Below are 17,460 nucleotides of genomic sequence, written 5' to 3'. Positions count from 1 at the left end.
TCTACAGGGTTTTGTGGTGTTCTTTGGGTCAGCGTTGGTGTACCAGATTGCCCGCTGCATACGTCTGCATCACTGCCCGATCATCCCCCAGCGTCATCAGTACAAACAATGTCTCGGCAATGTTATTGGCCTGCTTCAAGCGATAGCTGAGCAGGGGCGTGGCGTTGTAGTCCAGTACCAGGAAATCTGCATCGGTGCCCGGCTGCAAGGTGCCGATCTTGTCTTCCAGGCGCAGCGCTTTTGCACCGCCCAAGGTCGCCAGGTACAGCGATTTGAACGGGCTCAGCCGTGCGCCCTGCAATTGCATGACCTTGTAAGCTTCGTTCAGCGTTTGCAGCAGCGAGAAGCTGGTACCGCCCCCTACATCTGTGCCCAGGCCTACGTTGAGTTTGTGCTTCTCGGCCATCGGCAGGTTGAACAAGCCGCTGCCCAGGAAGAAGTTCGAAGTCGGGCAGAACGCGACGGCTGAACCGGCTTCGGCCAGCCGCGCGCACTCGTCGTCGCACAGGTGCACGCCGTGGGCGAATACCGAGCGTTCCCCCAGCAGCTTGTAGTGGTCGTACACATCCAGGTAGCCACTGCGCTCTGGGAACAACTCCTTGACCCATTGCACTTCCTGCAGGTTTTCACTGATGTGAGTCTGCATGTACAGGTCCGGGTATTCCCCCAGCAATTGGCCGGCGAGGGTCAGTTGTTCCGGTGTGCTGGTGGGGGCGAAGCGCGGTGTTACGGCGTAGTGCAAGCGGCCCTTGCCGTGCCAGCGCTCGATCAGCGTCTTGCTTTCCTGGTAGCCGGACTCGGCGGTGTCGGTCAGGTAGTCCGGCGCATTGCGGTCCATCATCACCTTGCCGGCGATCATGCGCAGGTCGAGCTTCTCGGCGGCTTCAAAGAATGAGTTCACCGATTGCGGATGCACGCTGCCGAACACCAGGGCAGTGGTGGTGCCGTTGCGTAGCAGTTCCTTGATAAAGATATCCGCGACTTCTTCGGCGTGGGCCTTGTCGGCGAACTGGCTTTCGCAAGGGAAGGTGTAGGTGTTCAGCCAATCCAGCAGTTGTTCGCCGTAGGCACCGACCATGCCGGTTTGCGGCAGGTGGATGTGGGTGTCGATCAGGCCGGGAGTGATCAGCGCATCCTGGTAATGGGTGATTTCGATGTCGGCGGGCAGCGTCGGCAGCAGGTCGCTGGCGTGCCCGAGGGCACTGATCTGGCCGTTGTCGATCACCAGCAGGCCGTCTTCGAAATACTCATAGGAGGCTTCGATCCCGACGATGGCCGGGTCGGCGAGGCTGTGCAGGATGGCGGCACGGTAGGCTTTGCGAGTCAAGGGCATGGTCGTCTCAATTGATAGCTTGGCTGCGGCGCGAAACCGGCAGCAGTTTGGCAATGGGTTCGGCACTCGCGGTGTGCTGGCCGAAGTTGGCGTTATAGGTGGCGATGATCTCGCCGGCGATGGAGATGGCGATTTCCACCGGCAGTTTGCCCTTCACCTCGGTGAGGCCCATGGGGCAGCGCATGCGTTGCAACTGCGCGGCCTCGAAGCCGCGCTCACGCAGGCGGTGTTCGAACTTGACGCGCTTGGTCTGCGAGCCGATCAGGCCAAAGTAGGCAAAGTCATTGCGCTTGAGCAGGGCGGCGGTCAGTTCCAGGTCTAGCTGATGATTGTGGGTCATGACGATGCAATAACTGCCGGCGGGCAGGTCGGAAATTTCATCCACCGGCTCTTCGCTGACGATTTTACGCACGCCCTGGGGGATATGCTCCGGGAATTCCTGCTCCCGCGAATCGATCCAGCGCACCCGGCACGGCAGGCTGGCCAGCAGCGGCACCAGCGCGCGGCCGACATGGCCGGCGCCGAATACGGCAATCTGTGCCTGCACCTGGCCCATGGGTTCGAACAGCAGCACGGTTACGCCGCCACAGCACTGGCCGAGGCTGGCGCCCAGGCTGAAGCGCTCCAGGTGGGTGTTGTGCTGGCCACGCACGAGCATGTCGCGGGCGATCTGCATGGCCTTGTATTCCAGGTGGCCGCCGCCGATGGTGTCGAAGGTGTGGGTGGCGCTGACGACCATCTTGGAGCCTGAGTTGCGTGGCGTGGAGCCCAGCTCTTCGATGATGGTCACCAACACGCAGGGCTCGCCCTGGGTTTGCAGGTTGGCGAGGGCACTGATCCAGTTGTTCATGTCTACCTCAACATTTCTGTTGTCAGTTCGGCCGTCATCGCGGGCAAGCCCGCTCCCACAGGGGAATGCATTCCAAATGTGGGAGCTGGCTTGCCTGCGATGGCAGCACCTCGGTCTAGAGCGAAGCCATCTCGGCCTGTGCCTCAACCGCCTTCGCCGCCTGCAACTGGCGCATCTGCTCACAGCCCCACAACACCCGCTCCGGCGTGGCCGGCGCATCGATCTTGGGTTGATGGCGATAGTCACCCAGGCTCGCAACGGCATCCTTGATCGCGCACCACGAGGCAATCCCGAGCATGAACGGCGGTTCACCCACGGCCTTGGAGTGGAACACCGTGTCTTCCGGGTTCTTGCGGTTTTCCACCAACTTCACCCGCAAATCCAGGGGCATGTCCGCCACCGCCGGGATCTTGTAGCTGGCCGGGCCATTGGTCATCAGCTTGCCCTTGTTGTTCCACACCAGCTCTTCCATGGTCAGCCAGCCCATGCCCTGGATAAAACCGCCCTCGACCTGGCCGATATCGATGGCCGGGTTCAGCGAGGCGCCCACATCGTGGAGGATGTCGGTGCGCAGCATCTTGTATTCGCCGGTCAGGGTATCGACGATCACTTCGCAGCAAGCCGCGCCGAAGGCGAAGTAGTAGAACGGTCGGCCCCGTGCCTGGCTGCGGTCGTAGAAGATTTTCGGGGTCTTGTAGAACCCGGTACTCGACAGCGAGACCTGGGCGAAATACGCCTGCTGGATCAGCTCCTCAAAGGTCAGGATCTGCTCGCGCACCCGCACATGGCCGTTGTGGAACTCAACGTCAGCTTCGCTGATGTCGTATTTGCGCGCGGCAAATTCCACCAGGCGTTGCTTGATGGTCTCGGCGGCGTTCTGCGCGGCCTTGCCGTTAAGGTCGGCACCGCTGGAGGCGGCGGTCGGCGAGGTGTTGGGCACCTTGTCGGTATTGGTCGCGGTGATCTGCACCCGGTCGATTTCCACCTGGAAAATCTCGGCCACCACCTGCGCGACCTTGATGTTCAAGCCCTGGCCCATTTCGGTGCCGCCGTGGTTCAGGTGGATGCTGCCGTCGGTGTAGATATGGATCAACGCGCCGGCCTGGTTGAGGAAGCTGGCGGTGAACGAAATGCCGAACTTGACCGGGGTCAGCGCCAGGCCTTTTTTCAGGATCGGGCTGTTGGCGTTATAGCGGCGAATGGCTTCGCGGCGCTCGGCGTATTGGCTGCTGGCTTCCAGTTCGGCGGTCATCTCTTCGAGCATGTTGTGCTCGACGGTCTGGTAGTAATGGGTGACGTTGCGCTCGGTCTTGCCATAGTAGTTGGCCTTGCGCACGGCCAGCGGGTCCAGCGCCAGATGGCGGGCGATGGCGTCCATCACTTCCTCGATCGCCACCATGCCTTGCGGGCCACCGAAGCCGCGGTACGCGGTGTTGGACGCGGTGTTGGTCTTGCAGCGATGGCCGTTGACCGTGGCGTCGCCCAGGTAATACGAGTTGTCGGAGTGGAACATCGCACGGTCGACAATCGAGTTGGACAGGTCCGGTGAGCAACCACAGTTACCGGCCAGGTCCAGGTTGATCCCGTGCAGGCGCCCGGTGTCGTCGAAGCCCACGTCGTATTCGATATAGAAGGGGTGGCGCTTGCCGGTCATCAGCATGTCTTCGACCCGCGGCAGGCGCATCTTGGTCGGCTGGCCGGTCAGGCGCGCAACCACCGCACACAGGCATGCCGGGCTGGCGGCCTGGGTTTCCTTGCCGCCGAAACCACCGCCCATGCGGCGCATATCGACGACGATCTTGTTCATCGACACGTCCAGCACTTCGGCCACCAGCTTCTGCACTTCGGTGGGGTTCTGGGTGGAGCAGTAGACGATCATGCCGCCGTCTTCGGTGGGCATCACCGAGGAGATCTGGGTTTCCAGGTAGAAGTGTTCCTGACCACCGATATGCAGGGTGCCCTGGATACGGTTTTTCGCGCTCGCCAGGGCGCCTGCCGAATCACCGCGCTGGTGGGTGTGGCTGTCCAGCACGAAGTGTTTTTTGCGAAAGGCCTCGACCACATCCAGCACCGGCTCCAGGTCTTCGTATTCGATCACCGCCGCCATGGCGGCCTTGCGCGCGGTCTCCAGGTCGCGGGCGGCGACGGCCAGCACCACCTGGCCGACAAACTGCACGGTATCGATGGCCAGCAACGGGTCGCCGGGCATCAGCGGGCCGATGTCTTTCAGGCCCGGCACGTCTTCGTGGGTGATGACGATCCGCACACCCTCGAAGGCGTAGCACGGCGCGGTGTCGATACTGAGGATACGGGCGTGGGCGCGGTCGGACATGCGCGCATACAGGTGCAACTGGTTGGGGAATTCCAGGCGGTCATCGATGTACTGCGCTTCGCCCGACACATGCTTGGCGGCGCTGTCATGCTTGACGCTGCGCCCGACCCCGGACGTCAGGTCCTGAGCAAACAGCGTGGCCATTTCGGCTTGGGTTTTTACCACGGCGTGATGATTAGACATAAGCGGTCACCCGAGTCTCGATGTGCGGTGTTTGCAGCTCGATGAAGTATTTACGCAGCAGGTTCTGCGCGCTGAGCAGGCGGTATTCCTTGCTCGCACGGAAGTCCGACAGCGGGGTGAAATCTTCGGCCAGGGCGGCGCAGGCTTTCTCCATCGTGGCGCTGTTCCAGGTGGCGCCGATCAGTACCGCTTCGCAGTGTTGCGCACGTTTGGGCGTGGCGGCCATACCGCCGAACGCCACGCGGGCATCGCTGATCACGCCGTTGTCGAGCTTCAGGTTGAAGGCCGCGCATACCGCAGAAATGTCATCGTCCAGGCGCTTGGAAACCTTGTAGGCGCGGAACAGCGCATGGCCCTTGGGCACGATGATTTTCTCGATGAACTCGCTGTCCTGGCGGGCGGTGACGCGGTAGTCGATGAAATAGTCTTCCAGGGCCAGGGTGCGGCGCACGTTGCCCTTGCACAGCACGATCTGCGCGCCAAGGGCGATCAGCAGCGGCGGCGAGTCACCGATGGGCGAGGCGTTGCCGATATTGCCACCGAGGGTGCCCTGGTTGCGGATTTGCAGAGACGCGAAGCGGTGCAGCAGGTCGCCGAAATCCGGGTATTCGTGGTGCAACGCGCTGTAGCAGTCGGAGAGGGCGGTGGCGGCGCCGATTTCCAGGCGGTCGTCAAAGGTCTCGATGCGTTTCATGGCTTCGATGTTGCCGACGTAAATCATCACCGGCAGCGTGCGGTGGAACTGGGTGACTTCCAGCGCCAGGTCGGTGCCGCCGGCCAGCAGCCGGGCTTGGGGATAGGCGTCGTAGAGGTCGGCCAGGTCGGCGACGGTCAAGGGCACCAGGCAGCGCTTGTCGCCGCTGTTCAGCTCGCCGGTTTGCGTCGGTGCGATGGACTTGAGGCGGGCAATGGTTTGCGCCTCACGGCTGTCGAACTGGTCCTGGGGCTTGTTGCAACAGGCTTGTTCGGCGGCGGCCAGGATCGGGCGGTAGCCGGTGCAGCGGCACAGGTTGCCGGCCAGGGCTTCGTGGGCCTTGGCGCTGTCCGGGGCGTCGCTGTTTTTTTGCAGGGCAAACAGCGACATCACAAAGCCTGGGGTGCAAAAGCCGCATTGCGAGCCATGGCATTCGACCATCGCCTGTTGCACGCTGTGCAGTTGGCCCTGGTGCTTGAGGTCTTCGACAGTGATCAGTTGCTTGCCGTGCAGGGACGAGACAAAGGTCAGGCACGAATTGAGGCTGCGATAGCGAATCTGTTCGGCGCCTTGCTCGTCGGTCTGCAGCTCACCCACCACCACAGTGCAGGCGCCACAGTCGCCGCTGGCGCAGCCTTCCTTGGTTCCGGATTTGCCCAGGTGCTCACGCAAGTAGTTGAGCACAGTCAGGTTCGGGTCCAGGGCATGCTCGCTACGGAGCTCCTGGTTTAGTAAAAACTGGATCACGGAAGGCCTCGCAGACTCATTATTGTTGTTAACCGCTTTGCGCCGAATCTAGTCATGTCTGACTTTTCGGTCAACGATTTTCTGACCGAAAGGTCAAGAAAGTGCGATTGCAACACCTTTGATTATGGTTCAGATCCTTGTAACCGCCGTTTCAAGCGGTGCCTGGGCTTTATCGTCTGCTTATTTCATGCCAAATTCGGCGTTGTCGGCCCAGCGATTGCGCTACACTGCCGCCCTTGTACCGATAGAAGATTTTGAAGGGAAAACATGACGTTCAAGGCGCCGGACAGTCTCGCCGAGCAAATCGCTCACCACCTTGCCGAGCGCATTATTCGCGGCGATCTCAAGCCTGGGGAGCGGATCCAGGAACAGAAAGTCACGCTGGCACTCAATGTCAGTCGTGGCTCAGTGCGCGAAGCGTTGCTGATCCTCGAGCGCCGGCACCTTATCGCCATCTTGCCGCGCCGTGGGGCACACGTCACCGAGCTCACCGCGCACAAGGTGCAGAGCCTGTGCACGCTGATGAGCGAGCTGTACATCCTGCTGGGCGACGCGGTCGCCGAAGGCTGGCAGACCCAGGCCGACATGGCGCCCTTCGTGCAGATCCAGCAACGGCTGGTGAGCAATTTCGAGCGCGAGGACATCCGCGCCTTCGTCGAAGAATGCTTCAACGTGATGCGCGCCGCGTACCCCTTCGCCAATAACCCGTACCTGCAGGAAACCGTCGAGAACCTGCAGCCGGCGATGAACCGCGCCTATTACCTGGCCCTGGATCAGCGCAAGGCCTCCATGAGCGAGTACCTGGCGCTGTTCGAGCAACTGCTCGCCGCCGTACTGGCCCGTGACCTGCCGCAGATTCGCCAGGTGCTGTCGGCCTACTGCCAGCGCAGCAGCTCGTTGGTTATCGCAGCCCTGGCGGACGCCTAAGCGTGCGGCTCAAGTGCATCAAACTGGCGGGGTTCAAATCCTTCGTCGACCCGACCACGGTGAACTTCCCCAGTAATATGGCGGCAGTGGTCGGGCCCAATGGTTGCGGCAAGTCGAACATCATCGACGCCGTCCGTTGGGTGATGGGCGAGAGCTCGGCAAAGAACCTGCGTGGCGAGTCGATGACCGATGTCATCTTCAACGGTTCCACCAGCCGCAAGCCGGTGAGCCAGGCCAGCATCGAACTGGTGTTCGACAACTCCGACGGCACGCTGATTGGCGAGTACGCGGCGTATGCGGAAATTTCCATCCGCCGCAAAGTCACGCGCGACAGCCAGAACAGTTACTTCCTCAACGGCACCAAGTGCCGGCGCCGGGACATTACCGATATTTTCCTCGGCACCGGCCTGGGCCCGCGCAGCTACTCGATCATCGAGCAGGGCATGATCTCCAAGCTGATCGAAGCCAAGCCCGAGGACCTGCGCAACTTTATCGAGGAAGCGGCCGGCATCTCCAAGTACAAGGAGCGCCGTCGCGAGACCGAAAACCGTATCCGCCGCACCCACGAAAACCTGGCACGCCTGACTGACCTGCGCGAAGAGCTGGAGCGCCAGTTGGAGCGCCTGCACCGCCAGGCCCAGGCCGCCGAGAAATACCAGGAATACAAAGGCGAAGAACGCCAGCTCAAGGCGCAACTCTCGGCGCTGCGCTGGCAGGCCTTGAATGACCAGGTGGGCCAGCGCGAAGCGATCATTGGCACCCAGGAAATCAGCTTCGAAGCCCTGGTGGCCGAACAACGCAACGCCGATGCGAGCATCGAACGCCTGCGCGACGGTCACCATGACCTGTCCGAGCGCTTCAACCTGGTGCAGGGTCGCTTCTATTCGGTGGGCGGCGACATTGCACGGGTCGAGCAGAGCATCCAGCACGGCCAGCAGCGCTTGCGCCAGTTGCAGGATGACCTCAAGGAAGCGGAGCGGGCGCGGCTGGAAACCGAATCCCACCTGGGCCATGACCGCACCTTGCTGCTGACCCTCGGGGAGGAGCTGGACATGCTTACCCCCGAGCAGGAAATCACCAGCGCCGCCGCCGAAGAAGCCGCCGCCGCCCTTGAAGAATCCGAAACTACCATGCACGGCTGGCAGGAGCAGTGGGACGCTTTCAACCTGCGCTCCGCCGAACCGCGTCGCCAGGCTGAGGTGCAGCAATCACGCATCCAGCAATTGGAAACCAGCATGGAACGCTTGGCCGAGCGCCAGCGCCGGGTCCTGGAGGAGCGCGCGTTGCTCGCCTCTGCTCCGGAAGACGCGGCGATCATGGCGCTGAGCGAGCAGTTGGCCGAAAGCGAAATGACCCTGGAAGAACTGGAGGCCAGCGAAGAACAGCAAGTTGAGCGCCTGGAACAATTGCGCCAGGAGCTGCAACAGGCGACCCAGGCGCAGCAGCAGGCCCAAGGTGATTTGCAGCGCCTTAATGGGCGCCTGGCCTCCCTCGAGGCCTTGCAGCAAGCCGCATTGGACCCAGGCACCGGCACCGCCGAATGGCTGCGCGACCAGCACTTGGCCGAGCGCCCGCGCCTGGCTGAAGGCTTGAAGGTTGAAGCCGGTTGGGAGCTGGCCGTGGAAACCGTGCTGGGTGCGGACTTGCAGGCCGTGTTGGTGGACGATTTCGGCAGTTTTGATCTAGCGGGCTTTGCTCAAGGCGATTTGCGCCTGCTCAGCCCCGCAGCCGATGGCACCCGCGTGCCGGGCAGCCTGTTGGATAAAGTCGAGGCGCAGATTGATCTGTCGCCATGGCTGGGCATGGTAAAACCGGTGGACTCCCTGGAGCAGGCCTTGGCGTTGCGAGGCCAATTGGCCTCTGGCGAAAGCCTGATCAGCCGCGACGGCTACTGGGTTGGCCGGCACTTTTTGCGGGTGCGTCGCGCCAGTGAAGCCGAAAGTGGCGTATTGGCCCGTGGCCAGGAAATCGTCAACCTGAGTGCCGAGCGCGAAGAGCGCGAGGCCACTCTTGAGGCCTTGGAAACCCAACTGCAAACCCTGCGCGCCACCCAGCGCCAACAAGAGACCGGCCGCGAACATTTGCGTCGCCTGTTGCAGGACGAAGCGCGCCAGCAGGGCGAATTGAAAGCCCAGCTTTCCGCCAGCAAGGCCAAGGCCGAACAATTGACCCTGCGTCGTACCCGGCTCGATGAAGAAGTGGCCGAGATGGGCGAGCAGCGCGCCCTTGAACACGAGCAAGTCGGTGAAGCGCGCCTGCAGTTGCAGGAGGCCCTCGACAGCATGGCCCTCGACACCGAGCAGCGCGAGCTGTTGCTGGCCCAGCGTGACAGCCTGCGCGAGCGCCTCGACCGGGTACGCCAGGAAGCGCGCCAGCACAAGGACCACGCCCATCAGTTGGCCGTGCGCCTTGGCTCGTTGCGTGCCCAGCACGACTCCACGCGCCAGGCTCTGGAACGCCTGGAGATGCAATCCGAACGGCTGACGGAAAAACGCGAGCAACTGAGCCTCAACCTGGAGGAGGGCGAAGCGCCGCTGGAAGAGCTGCGCTTGAAGCTCGAAGAGTTGCTCGACAAACGCATGAGCGTCGACGAAGAACTCAAGACTGCACAAATCGCCATGGAAGACGCCGACCGCGAACTGCGCGATGCAGAAAAGCGCCGGACCCAGGCCGAGCAGCAATCGCAATTGATCCGCGGCCAACTCGAACAGCAGCGCATGGAATGGCAAGCCCTCACGGTGCGCCGCAAAACCTTGCAGGACCAATTGCTGGAAGATGGCTATGACCTGCACGGCGTACTCAATACCTTGACCGCCCAGGCCAACGAGAAAGAAGCCGAAGAAGAACTTGAGCGCATTGCTGCACGTATCCAACGACTCGGCGCGATCAACCTCGCGGCCATCGATGAATACCAGCAGCAGTCCGAGCGTAAACGTTATCTGGATGCCCAGGACGCCGATCTGGTGGAAGCCCTGGACACTTTGGAAAACGTCATTCGCAAGATCGACAAGGAAACCCGTAACCGCTTCAAAGATACCTTTGATCAGATTAATAGCGGTTTACAGGCCTTATTCCCAAAAGTTTTCGGTGGTGGCAGCGCTTACTTGGAACTGACGGGCGAAGATCTACTCGATACAGGGGTAACGATCATGGCGCGGCCTCCGGGCAAGAAGAACAGCACCATCCATTTGTTGTCCGGCGGCGAGAAGGCCCTGACTGCATTGGCGTTGGTATTTGCCATCTTCAAGTTGAACCCGGCGCCGTTCTGCATGCTCGATGAAGTTGACGCGCCGCTGGATGACGCTAACGTTGGACGGTATGCCCGCCTGGTTAAAGAGATGTCCCAGACGGTGCAGTTCATCTATATCACCCACAACAAGATCGCCATGGAAATGGCCGATCAATTGATGGGGGTGACCATGCATGAGCCGGGCTGTTCGAGACTGGTGGCAGTGGATGTCGAAGAGGCGATGGCGATGGTGGAAAGTTAGCCGCAAGTTGCTAGCTTCAAGCGGCAATAGCGTCGGCTTGAAGCTTATGGTTTGTAGCTTAATTCCTGCGTCAGCCGACACATTTTGCGCCAACTGTGTAAAGTTATCTTTGGTCGTGCTAGTTTAATGTCAATTTTTCGTATGCGTGGGCAAAACGTCAGTCAGAACATAGAGTTGGCGCCACGTTTTAAAGCGGTTTGCACGGTGCTAAACCCCTTATTTTTCAGCATTTTTTATAGAGGCAAGGGATTACATGGAAATCGGTCTGCGCGAGTGGCTGATCGTCATCGGCATTATTGTAATAGCCGGTATTCTTTTTGATGGCTGGCGCCGTATGCGCGGCGGCAAGGGCAAGCTGAAATTTCGCCTGGACCGTAACCTGTCGAATTTGCCCGACGACGACGGCGCTGCCGAGCTGCTAGGGCCGCCCCGTGTCCTGGATACCCATAAAGAGCCACAGCTTGACGAGCATGACTTGCCGTCGATGAGCGCGCCGGTGCGTGAAGCCCGCGAGCCGTCGTCCAAGCGCGGCAAGCGTGGCAGCGCTGCCGTGGCCGAGCCCCATCAAGGTGACCTGAACCTCGACGTCGACGAAGGCCCGAGCTTCAGCAGCCGTGACGGCGACTTCCCGGATGAAAGCCCGGCCAAGAGCGCGCCGCGTGAGTCCACCAAGGATCAGCCGGCAGCTGAAGAAGTGCTGGTAATCAGCGTGATCTGCCGCGACTCGGCCGGCTTCAAGGGCCCGGCGCTGTTGCAGAACATCCTGGAAAGCGGCCTGCGTTTTGGCGAGATGGATATTTTCCACCGTCATGAAAGCATGGCGGGCAATGGCGAAGTGCTGTTCTCCATGGCCAATGCGGTCAAGCCGGGCACCTTCGACCTGGACGATATCGACCTGTTCAGCACCCCGGCGGTGAGCTTCTTCCTTGGCCTGCCAGGCCCGCGTCATCCGAAACAGGCGTTCGACGTCATGGTAGCCGCAGCCCGCAAGCTGTCCCAGGAGCTCAACGGCGAGCTCAAGGACGACCAGCGCAGCGTGCTGACCGCCCAGACCATCGAGCACTACCGTCAGCGCATCGTCGAGTTCGAGCGTCGTGCCCTGACACAGAAACGCTGAGGATTGGTCTTCAGCGTTGTCAGTAGAATTAAGCGCACTAACATATTGAGCAGCTTCGGCTGCTCTTTTGCTTTCTGAGAGAACACCCATGACCGCCGCCCATACCCGCATCCTCGAACTGCGCGCTGAACTGGATCAGCACAACTACCGTTACCACGTACTCGACGAACCGAGCATCCCGGACGCCGAGTACGATCGGTTGTTCCACGAACTCAAGGCGCTGGAAGCCGAGCATCCGGACCTGGTGACCCGCGACTCGCCCACGCAGCGGGTCGGTAGCGCGGCGTTGTCTGCGTTTACCCAGGTGCGCCACGAGATCCCGATGCTCAGCCTGGGCAACGCCTTTGATGAAACCACCATGCTGGAGTTTGATCGCCGGGTCACCGAGGGCCTCGACCTGCCGGTGGGCGATCTGTTTGGCGGTGGGGCGGCGGTGGAATACAGTTGTGAGCCCAAGCTTGATGGCCTGGCGGTCAGCCTGCTGTATCAGGACGGCGAACTGGTGCGCGGCGCGACCCGCGGCGATGGCACCACCGGCGAAGACATCAGCGTGAATGTGCGCACCGTGCGCAATATCCCTTTGAAGCTACACGGCACAGGTTGGCCGGCGACCCTGGAAGTGCGCGGTGAAGTATTCATGTCCAAGGCCGGTTTCGAGCGCTTGAATGCCACGCAACTGGAAGTCGGCGGCAAGACCTTCGCCAACCCGCGTAACGCGGCGGCGGGCAGCCTGCGCCAACTCGATTCGAAGATTACCGCCAGCCGGCCCTTGGAGTTCTGCTGCTACGGCGTGACCACGGATATCAGCGACACCCATATCGGCAACCTGCAGCAGTTGCAGAAGTGGGGCATGCCTATCAGCCATGAGCTGAAGCTGGCCAAGGGCATCGAGGATTGCCTGGAGTACTACCGCGATATCGGTGAGCGGCGTAACAGCCTGCCCTATGAAATCGACGGGGTGGTATTCAAGGTCAACAGCATTGCCTATCAGCGTGAGCTGGGCTTCCGCGCCCGCGAGCCGCGCTGGGCCATCGCCCATAAGTTTCCGGCAATGGAAGAACTGACCGAGTTGCTGGACGTTGAATTCCAGGTCGGCCGCACCGGCGCCGTGACGCCGGTAGCGCGCTTGAAACCGGTCAAGGTGGCTGGCGTCACCGTGTCCAATGCGACGTTGCACAACATGGACGAAGTGGCGCGCCTGGGCCTGATGATCGGTGACACCGTGATCATCCGCCGTGCGGGGGATGTGATCCCACAAGTCGTGTCGGTGGTTGCCGAGCGTCGCCCGGAAAACGCCCGCGCCGTGCAGATCCCACAGAATTGCCCGGTGTGTGGATCCCACGTGGAGCGCACGCAACTGGTCAAGCGCAGCAAGGGCAAGGAAACCGTCAGCGAAGGCGCGGTGTATCGCTGTGTCGGGCGCCTGGCCTGTGGTGCGCAGCTCAAGCAGGCGATTATCCATTTCGTTTCGCGACGGGCGATGGATATCGATGGCTTGGGCGACAAGACCATCGAGCAGTTGGTCGATGAAAAGCTTATTGGCTCGCCGGCTGACCTGTACAAGCTCAAGTACGAGCAGATCATCGACCTGGAAGGCTTTGCCGATGTCTCCAGCAAGAAGCTGATCGCCGCCATTGAAAACAGCAAGACCCCGACCCTGGCCCGGTTTATCTACGCCTTGGGCATCCCCGATGTGGGTGAGGAAACCGCCAAGGTACTGGCGCGCTCCCTGGCGTCCCTTGAGCGCGTGCAGCAAGCCTTGCCGGAAGTGTTGACGTACTTGCCGGATGTGGGCCTGGAAGTGGCTCACGAGATCCACAGCTTCTTTGAAGACAGTCACAACCAGCAGGTGATTGGCGCGCTGCTGTCGCCGGACGAATGCGCGCTGGTGTTGCAGGATCAGGGCGAACTGAGCGCCGAGTTTGCCGCCAGCACCACCTTGGGCGGCTTTCTTGACAAGTTGCATGTGCCTTCGGTGGGGCCGGGGGCTGCGCAGAAACTGGCGGACAAGTTCGGCTCCCTGGAGGGCGTTATCCAGGCCGACTGGCTGGACATGCGCCAGGCGCTGCCGGAGAAGCAGGCCAAGGCGGTGCGGGAGTTCTTTGATAATCCGGAGAATGCCCGCCGTGCGTTGGCCATCGAGCAGCAGCTCAAGGACTTCGGCATGCACTGGCAGAGCGAGAAGAGGGTGGTCGAGGGCTTGCCTGAGGCGGGTCATACCTGGGTGCTAACCGGCTCGCTGGAGTTGATGAGCCGCGACGTGGCCAAGGAAAAGCTCGAAAGCCTGGGCGCCAAAGTGGCGGGTTCGGTCTCGGCGAAAACCCATTGCGTGGTCGCAGGGCCGGGCGCCGGGTCGAAGCTGGCCAAGGCCAGTGAGCTGGGGTTGAAGGTCTTGGACGAGGAGGCCTTCGTCGCCTTCCTGGCCAAGCACCACATCACTGTCTGATACCGGCCCGATCTTGTAGGAGTGAGCTTGCTCGCGAAAAACCTCAACGATAACGCGGGGTATCTGGTTCCCCGTGGCGGTCTCAGGTTCTTCGCGAGCCAGCTCGCTCCTGCAAGGGGCTGATTGCATCCACTTTGAACGATCTTGCGTGGGGAATGATCTAGTCTTGGGCACGCCCCTGGAGAGATCGCCATGTTCCGCTACTTCGAGCAACTCAGTTCGCGCATTGCAGCGCCGTTCACGGCGGGCCCGTCGCGCAACAGCAAGGTGTGGCAGTGCCGTTGCGGGCAGTCGCTGTTCTTTCGCAACAGCCAGTGCCTGGCCTGCTCGGCGCTGCTGGGCTACTTGCCCCAGCAAAGCCGGCTGTCGTCCTTGCAGCCGGGGCCCGTCGTCGATACTTGGCTCCAGGACGACAACCTCGACGCCGGTGCCTTTCGCCGCTGCGCCAACCTCGACACCCCGGCCGCCTGTAACTGGCTGATCCCGGCGTACAGCACCGCGCCGCTGTGTGTGGCGTGCAGCCTCAATCGCACCATCCCCGACCTGTCGATCCCGGAAAACCACGAGCGCTGGCGCAAAGTCGAAACCGCCAAGCGCCGGCTGGTGGCGCAACTGATCAGCCTGGGGTTGCAAGTCATCCCCAAAACGGTTGATGAAGACAGCGGCCTGGCATTTGACTTCGTGGGCATCGACCTGGAAGGCAAGGCTCCCACAACAGGGCATGCCAATGGCCTGATCACCCTGGATATCAAGGAAGCCGACGACGAGCATCGTGAGAAAATCCGGGTGCAGATGCGGGAGCCGTACCGCACCTTGCTCGGCCATTTCCGGCATGAGGTAGGCCATTATTACTGGGATCGCCTGATCGCCGGCAGCCACTGGCTTGAGCCCTTTCGCAACCTGTTCGGCGATGAGCGCGCCAGCTATGCCGACGCCCTCGACCAGCACTACCAGAACGGCCCGCGCCCAGACTGGCAGCAAACCTGCGTCAGCGCCTATGCCACCATGCACCCATGGGAGGACTGGGCGGAAACCTGGGCCCACTACCTGCACATGATGGACGCGGTCGACACGGCCCTGGGGTTTGGCATGAGTGCGCGGGAAATGGACCTGGACTATCAGTCGTTTCCCCTCACGACCCTCTATGACCCTGAGCATCCTGGCGGGGCGGCGTTCCTGTCATTCGTCAACGCCTGGATCGAACTGGCTGGCATGCTCAACGAACTGTCGCGCAGCATGGGGCAGCCGGATTTCTACCCGTTCGTGCTGCCGCCGGCGGTGATCGCCAAGCTGCACTTCATTCACCTGGTGATCCAGGAAGAGGGCGGCCGGGCCGACGAAGCCGTTCATCTGTAGGCGCGAGCTTGCTCGCGAAGATCGTTAACGATAACGCGGGCATTCTGGATGAATGTGGAGCACCCGGATTCTTCGCGAGCAAGCTCGCTGCTACAGGGCTTCGGCGAAACCAGTGGGCAAGTACTTGAACCTCATAAGATTTTTAATCCTGAACTGACGGTTGTAACTTCCGATGAGATCGGTACAATGGCCCCGCTTGCCGAGAGGCCAGCGTCGTTATGGTGACCCCATCGGTCCCCCCGCAACGATTACCCGTGAACCTGGTCAGATCCGGAAGGAAGCAGCCACAGCGGGAACATTGTGTGCCGGGGTGTGGCTGGTGGGGTTGCCTCCATAACGCTCTCCTGTTTGCATCCATTTTCAATCCGATAGAATTTTTCGCCTGTCCCAGCCTGTTCTGCCAGGGGCAAGGTAGCCGTACGCCGCGATTTCTCGCGGCGTTTTCGTATCTGGCAATCAGCCCTTGTTGCGATTGAAGAACTTGCGCGCGCCAGCCAGCAACGCCACCACACCAATCACCAGAAATTTCTTCGCCGCCAGCAGGAAGATGCCGATCTTGGCAAACAGCCCGGCTTTGCCGGCTATGCCGCCTGCGACCAGCGCTGCCAGGCCGTAAGAGGCCAGTTTGTCAGTGCTGGGGTTGTAGTCGGTGTAAAGATTGCCGTCGGTGAAGTTGGTGAAAGCCAGGACTTTGGGCAGTTCCTGTTTGATGGTAGGCAGGTCGGCCATGGCGGCGACGGCGTTGAGTTCCAGCACGCCCTCGCGGCCCAGCACGCGGATGCTGTAGTTGAGGGTGTTCTGGTCGGCGTCGTCGGCTTTCAGTTCGCGGGCCCAGTACATTTTGTGGGACTGTTGGTCGTAGTGCGGCGGTTCGGCCCAGCCCAGCAGGTGCAGGCCGGCGTAGCCCTGTTTCTGGCGTTCCTGATTGTCTTGGGCATCGTCTTCCTGCATTTGCTTGAGCAGTTCGGCGTAGTCGATTTTTGCCGCGTCTTCGTCGGAAATATGCCCGTCGTCCTTGTAGCTGACGATGACGCCCCAGCCGCGTGCGGACAGCGGGCTGACGGCCTTGGGTATGATCATGCCCAAGGTGTTGAAACCTGGAGGGTTGCCCCAGCCATCGGTGAGCAGGCGTTCGGTGTCCTTGGGGTCGAGGTAGTAGAACTCGTCGTTGAGCTTGAGCGTGGCGATGCCGCCGGGCAGGGTGACGGTGCCGGTCTGCTGCTTGAGGGAGGCGAGGAAGTGTTCGGCGGTTTCGGCAGGTGCGCTGGCTTCGACCGGCGCTGGCGCTGTGGTGGCATAGATCGGCGCGCCAGGCAGGCTCAAGGCGGCAGCCACCACCAGTAGACGGAGGTAGTTCATGGTAGTCCCTTACATTTTGAAATAATTGCGCGGAAGGATACCGAATCCGCCTGTGCCGCGCGAGCAGGCTGGCAAAAGGCGTGGCCCAGCGCCTGCCAGGAGAGGGGCTGTCCGGTCGGATCATGTCAGTAGGCAAAGAGCAAAGAACAGGTTGCATCAGCGACCTGCTCTCTTTTATGTCGTACGAGCTCTAAGGCTTGGACAAGGCCTGGTCTACCGCCGCTATCAGCTTTCCCAGATCCTTCGGGGTGGCCTTATGAATGACACCGAACAGATAAGCGCGCTGTTCTTCCTCATCGCCCAGATCGGCAAAAAAGACTTTCAGCTTCACTCCCAGAGCCTCTGCAAACAAGAAGAGAGCGTCAACGCTGGGTGTATAGGTGCCGGTTTCGAAGCGGCTAATGGTTTTAGGGTCAAAACCGGTTTTCTCACCTAGTTCAGCCTGAGTAAGCCCCGCTACCTTTCGATAGCGTCTGATGGCTGGACCCAAACTTGAAATTTGCATCGCTCAATTCCCATTTAGAATCAAGAACTTAACGATAAATATTGGCATTAGACAACGGCACGCACCATCACCTTTTCTTGCAAAATGTGATGTAATTCGTAGAATCGGCGTTTAGGACAA

The 17,460-nt window shown here is 61.0% G+C and carries 11 protein-coding genes and 1 other RNA gene; 6 read left to right on the top strand and 6 right to left on the bottom strand.

Features of this window, described 5'->3' with window-relative positions; all coding sequences use genetic code 11:
- Positions 1 to 28 precede the first annotated feature (28 nt).
- The 4 genes from guaD to xdhA form a co-directional block, all read right to left on the bottom strand.
- Positions 29 to 1,333: a guanine deaminase gene (guaD, locus tag C5F71_RS04170; protein WP_104910702.1), complete on the bottom strand. Its 1,305-nt coding sequence runs from the start codon at positions 1,331 to 1,333 to the stop codon at positions 29 to 31.
- 7 nt (positions 1,334 to 1,340) lie between these two features.
- Entirely contained in the window at positions 1,341 to 2,183 is an 843-nt protein-coding gene (xdhC, locus tag C5F71_RS04165) for a xanthine dehydrogenase accessory protein XdhC (RefSeq protein WP_104910701.1), read from the bottom strand.
- Between the two features lie 115 nt (positions 2,184 to 2,298).
- Positions 2,299 to 4,698: a xanthine dehydrogenase molybdopterin binding subunit gene (xdhB, locus tag C5F71_RS04160; RefSeq protein ID WP_104910700.1), complete on the bottom strand. Its 2,400-nt coding sequence runs from the start codon at positions 4,696 to 4,698 to the stop codon at positions 2,299 to 2,301.
- Positions 4,691 to 6,139, bottom strand: coding sequence for a xanthine dehydrogenase small subunit (gene xdhA, locus C5F71_RS04155; protein WP_104910699.1), 1,449 nt, complete (start codon positions 6,137 to 6,139; stop codon positions 4,691 to 4,693). The genes xdhB and xdhA overlap by 8 nt, the downstream gene beginning before the upstream one ends.
- A 267-nt stretch (positions 6,140 to 6,406) precedes the next feature.
- Here xdhA and C5F71_RS04150 point away from each other — a divergent pair, with 267 nt between their 5' ends.
- The 6 genes from C5F71_RS04150 (at position 6,407) to ffs (ending at position 15,801) form a co-directional block, all read left to right on the top strand.
- Positions 6,407 to 7,066 carry a GntR family transcriptional regulator gene (locus C5F71_RS04150; protein WP_104910698.1) on the top strand — a complete coding sequence of 220 codons (660 nt, stop codon included), beginning with the start codon at positions 6,407 to 6,409 and terminating at the stop codon, positions 7,064 to 7,066.
- A 2-nt stretch (positions 7,067 to 7,068) separates the two neighbouring features.
- Entirely contained in the window at positions 7,069 to 10,557 is a 3,489-nt protein-coding gene (smc, locus tag C5F71_RS04145) for a chromosome segregation protein SMC (RefSeq protein WP_104910697.1), read from the top strand.
- Positions 10,558 to 10,810: 253 nt separating this feature from the next.
- A complete protein-coding gene (gene zipA / locus C5F71_RS04140; protein ID WP_029298204.1) occupies positions 10,811 to 11,674 on the top strand; it encodes a cell division protein ZipA in 864 nt (287 codons plus the stop codon).
- Between the two features lie 88 nt (positions 11,675 to 11,762).
- Positions 11,763 to 14,120, top strand: coding sequence for an NAD-dependent DNA ligase LigA (gene ligA, locus C5F71_RS04135; RefSeq protein WP_104910696.1), 2,358 nt, complete (start codon positions 11,763 to 11,765; stop codon positions 14,118 to 14,120).
- 192 nt (positions 14,121 to 14,312) lie between these two features.
- Positions 14,313 to 15,476: a putative zinc-binding metallopeptidase gene (locus tag C5F71_RS04130; RefSeq protein ID WP_104910695.1), complete on the top strand. Its 1,164-nt coding sequence runs from the start codon at positions 14,313 to 14,315 to the stop codon at positions 15,474 to 15,476.
- A gap of 228 nt (positions 15,477 to 15,704) precedes the next feature.
- Positions 15,705 to 15,801, top strand: an RNA gene (gene ffs, locus C5F71_RS04125) — signal recognition particle sRNA small type.
- Positions 15,802 to 15,932: 131 nt separating this feature from the next.
- Here ffs and C5F71_RS04120 read toward each other — a convergent pair.
- On the bottom strand, positions 15,933 to 16,835 hold the full coding sequence (locus tag C5F71_RS04120) for a DUF2167 domain-containing protein (protein ID WP_092231798.1): 903 nt from the start codon (positions 16,833 to 16,835) through the stop codon (positions 15,933 to 15,935).
- A gap of 190 nt (positions 16,836 to 17,025) precedes the next feature.
- Positions 17,026 to 17,340, bottom strand: coding sequence for a helix-turn-helix domain-containing protein (locus C5F71_RS04115; protein WP_029298195.1), 315 nt, complete (start codon positions 17,338 to 17,340; stop codon positions 17,026 to 17,028).
- Positions 17,341 to 17,460: the final 120 nt, after the last annotated feature.

It is taken from the genome of Pseudomonas sp. LG1D9 (genome assembly GCF_002949995.1).
GTDB classification, from domain to species: Bacteria; Pseudomonadota; Gammaproteobacteria; order Pseudomonadales; family Pseudomonadaceae; genus Aquipseudomonas; species Aquipseudomonas proteolytica.
Note: the sequence above shows the minus strand (reverse complement) of the source record. Positions and strands in the feature narration are given on the sequence as shown.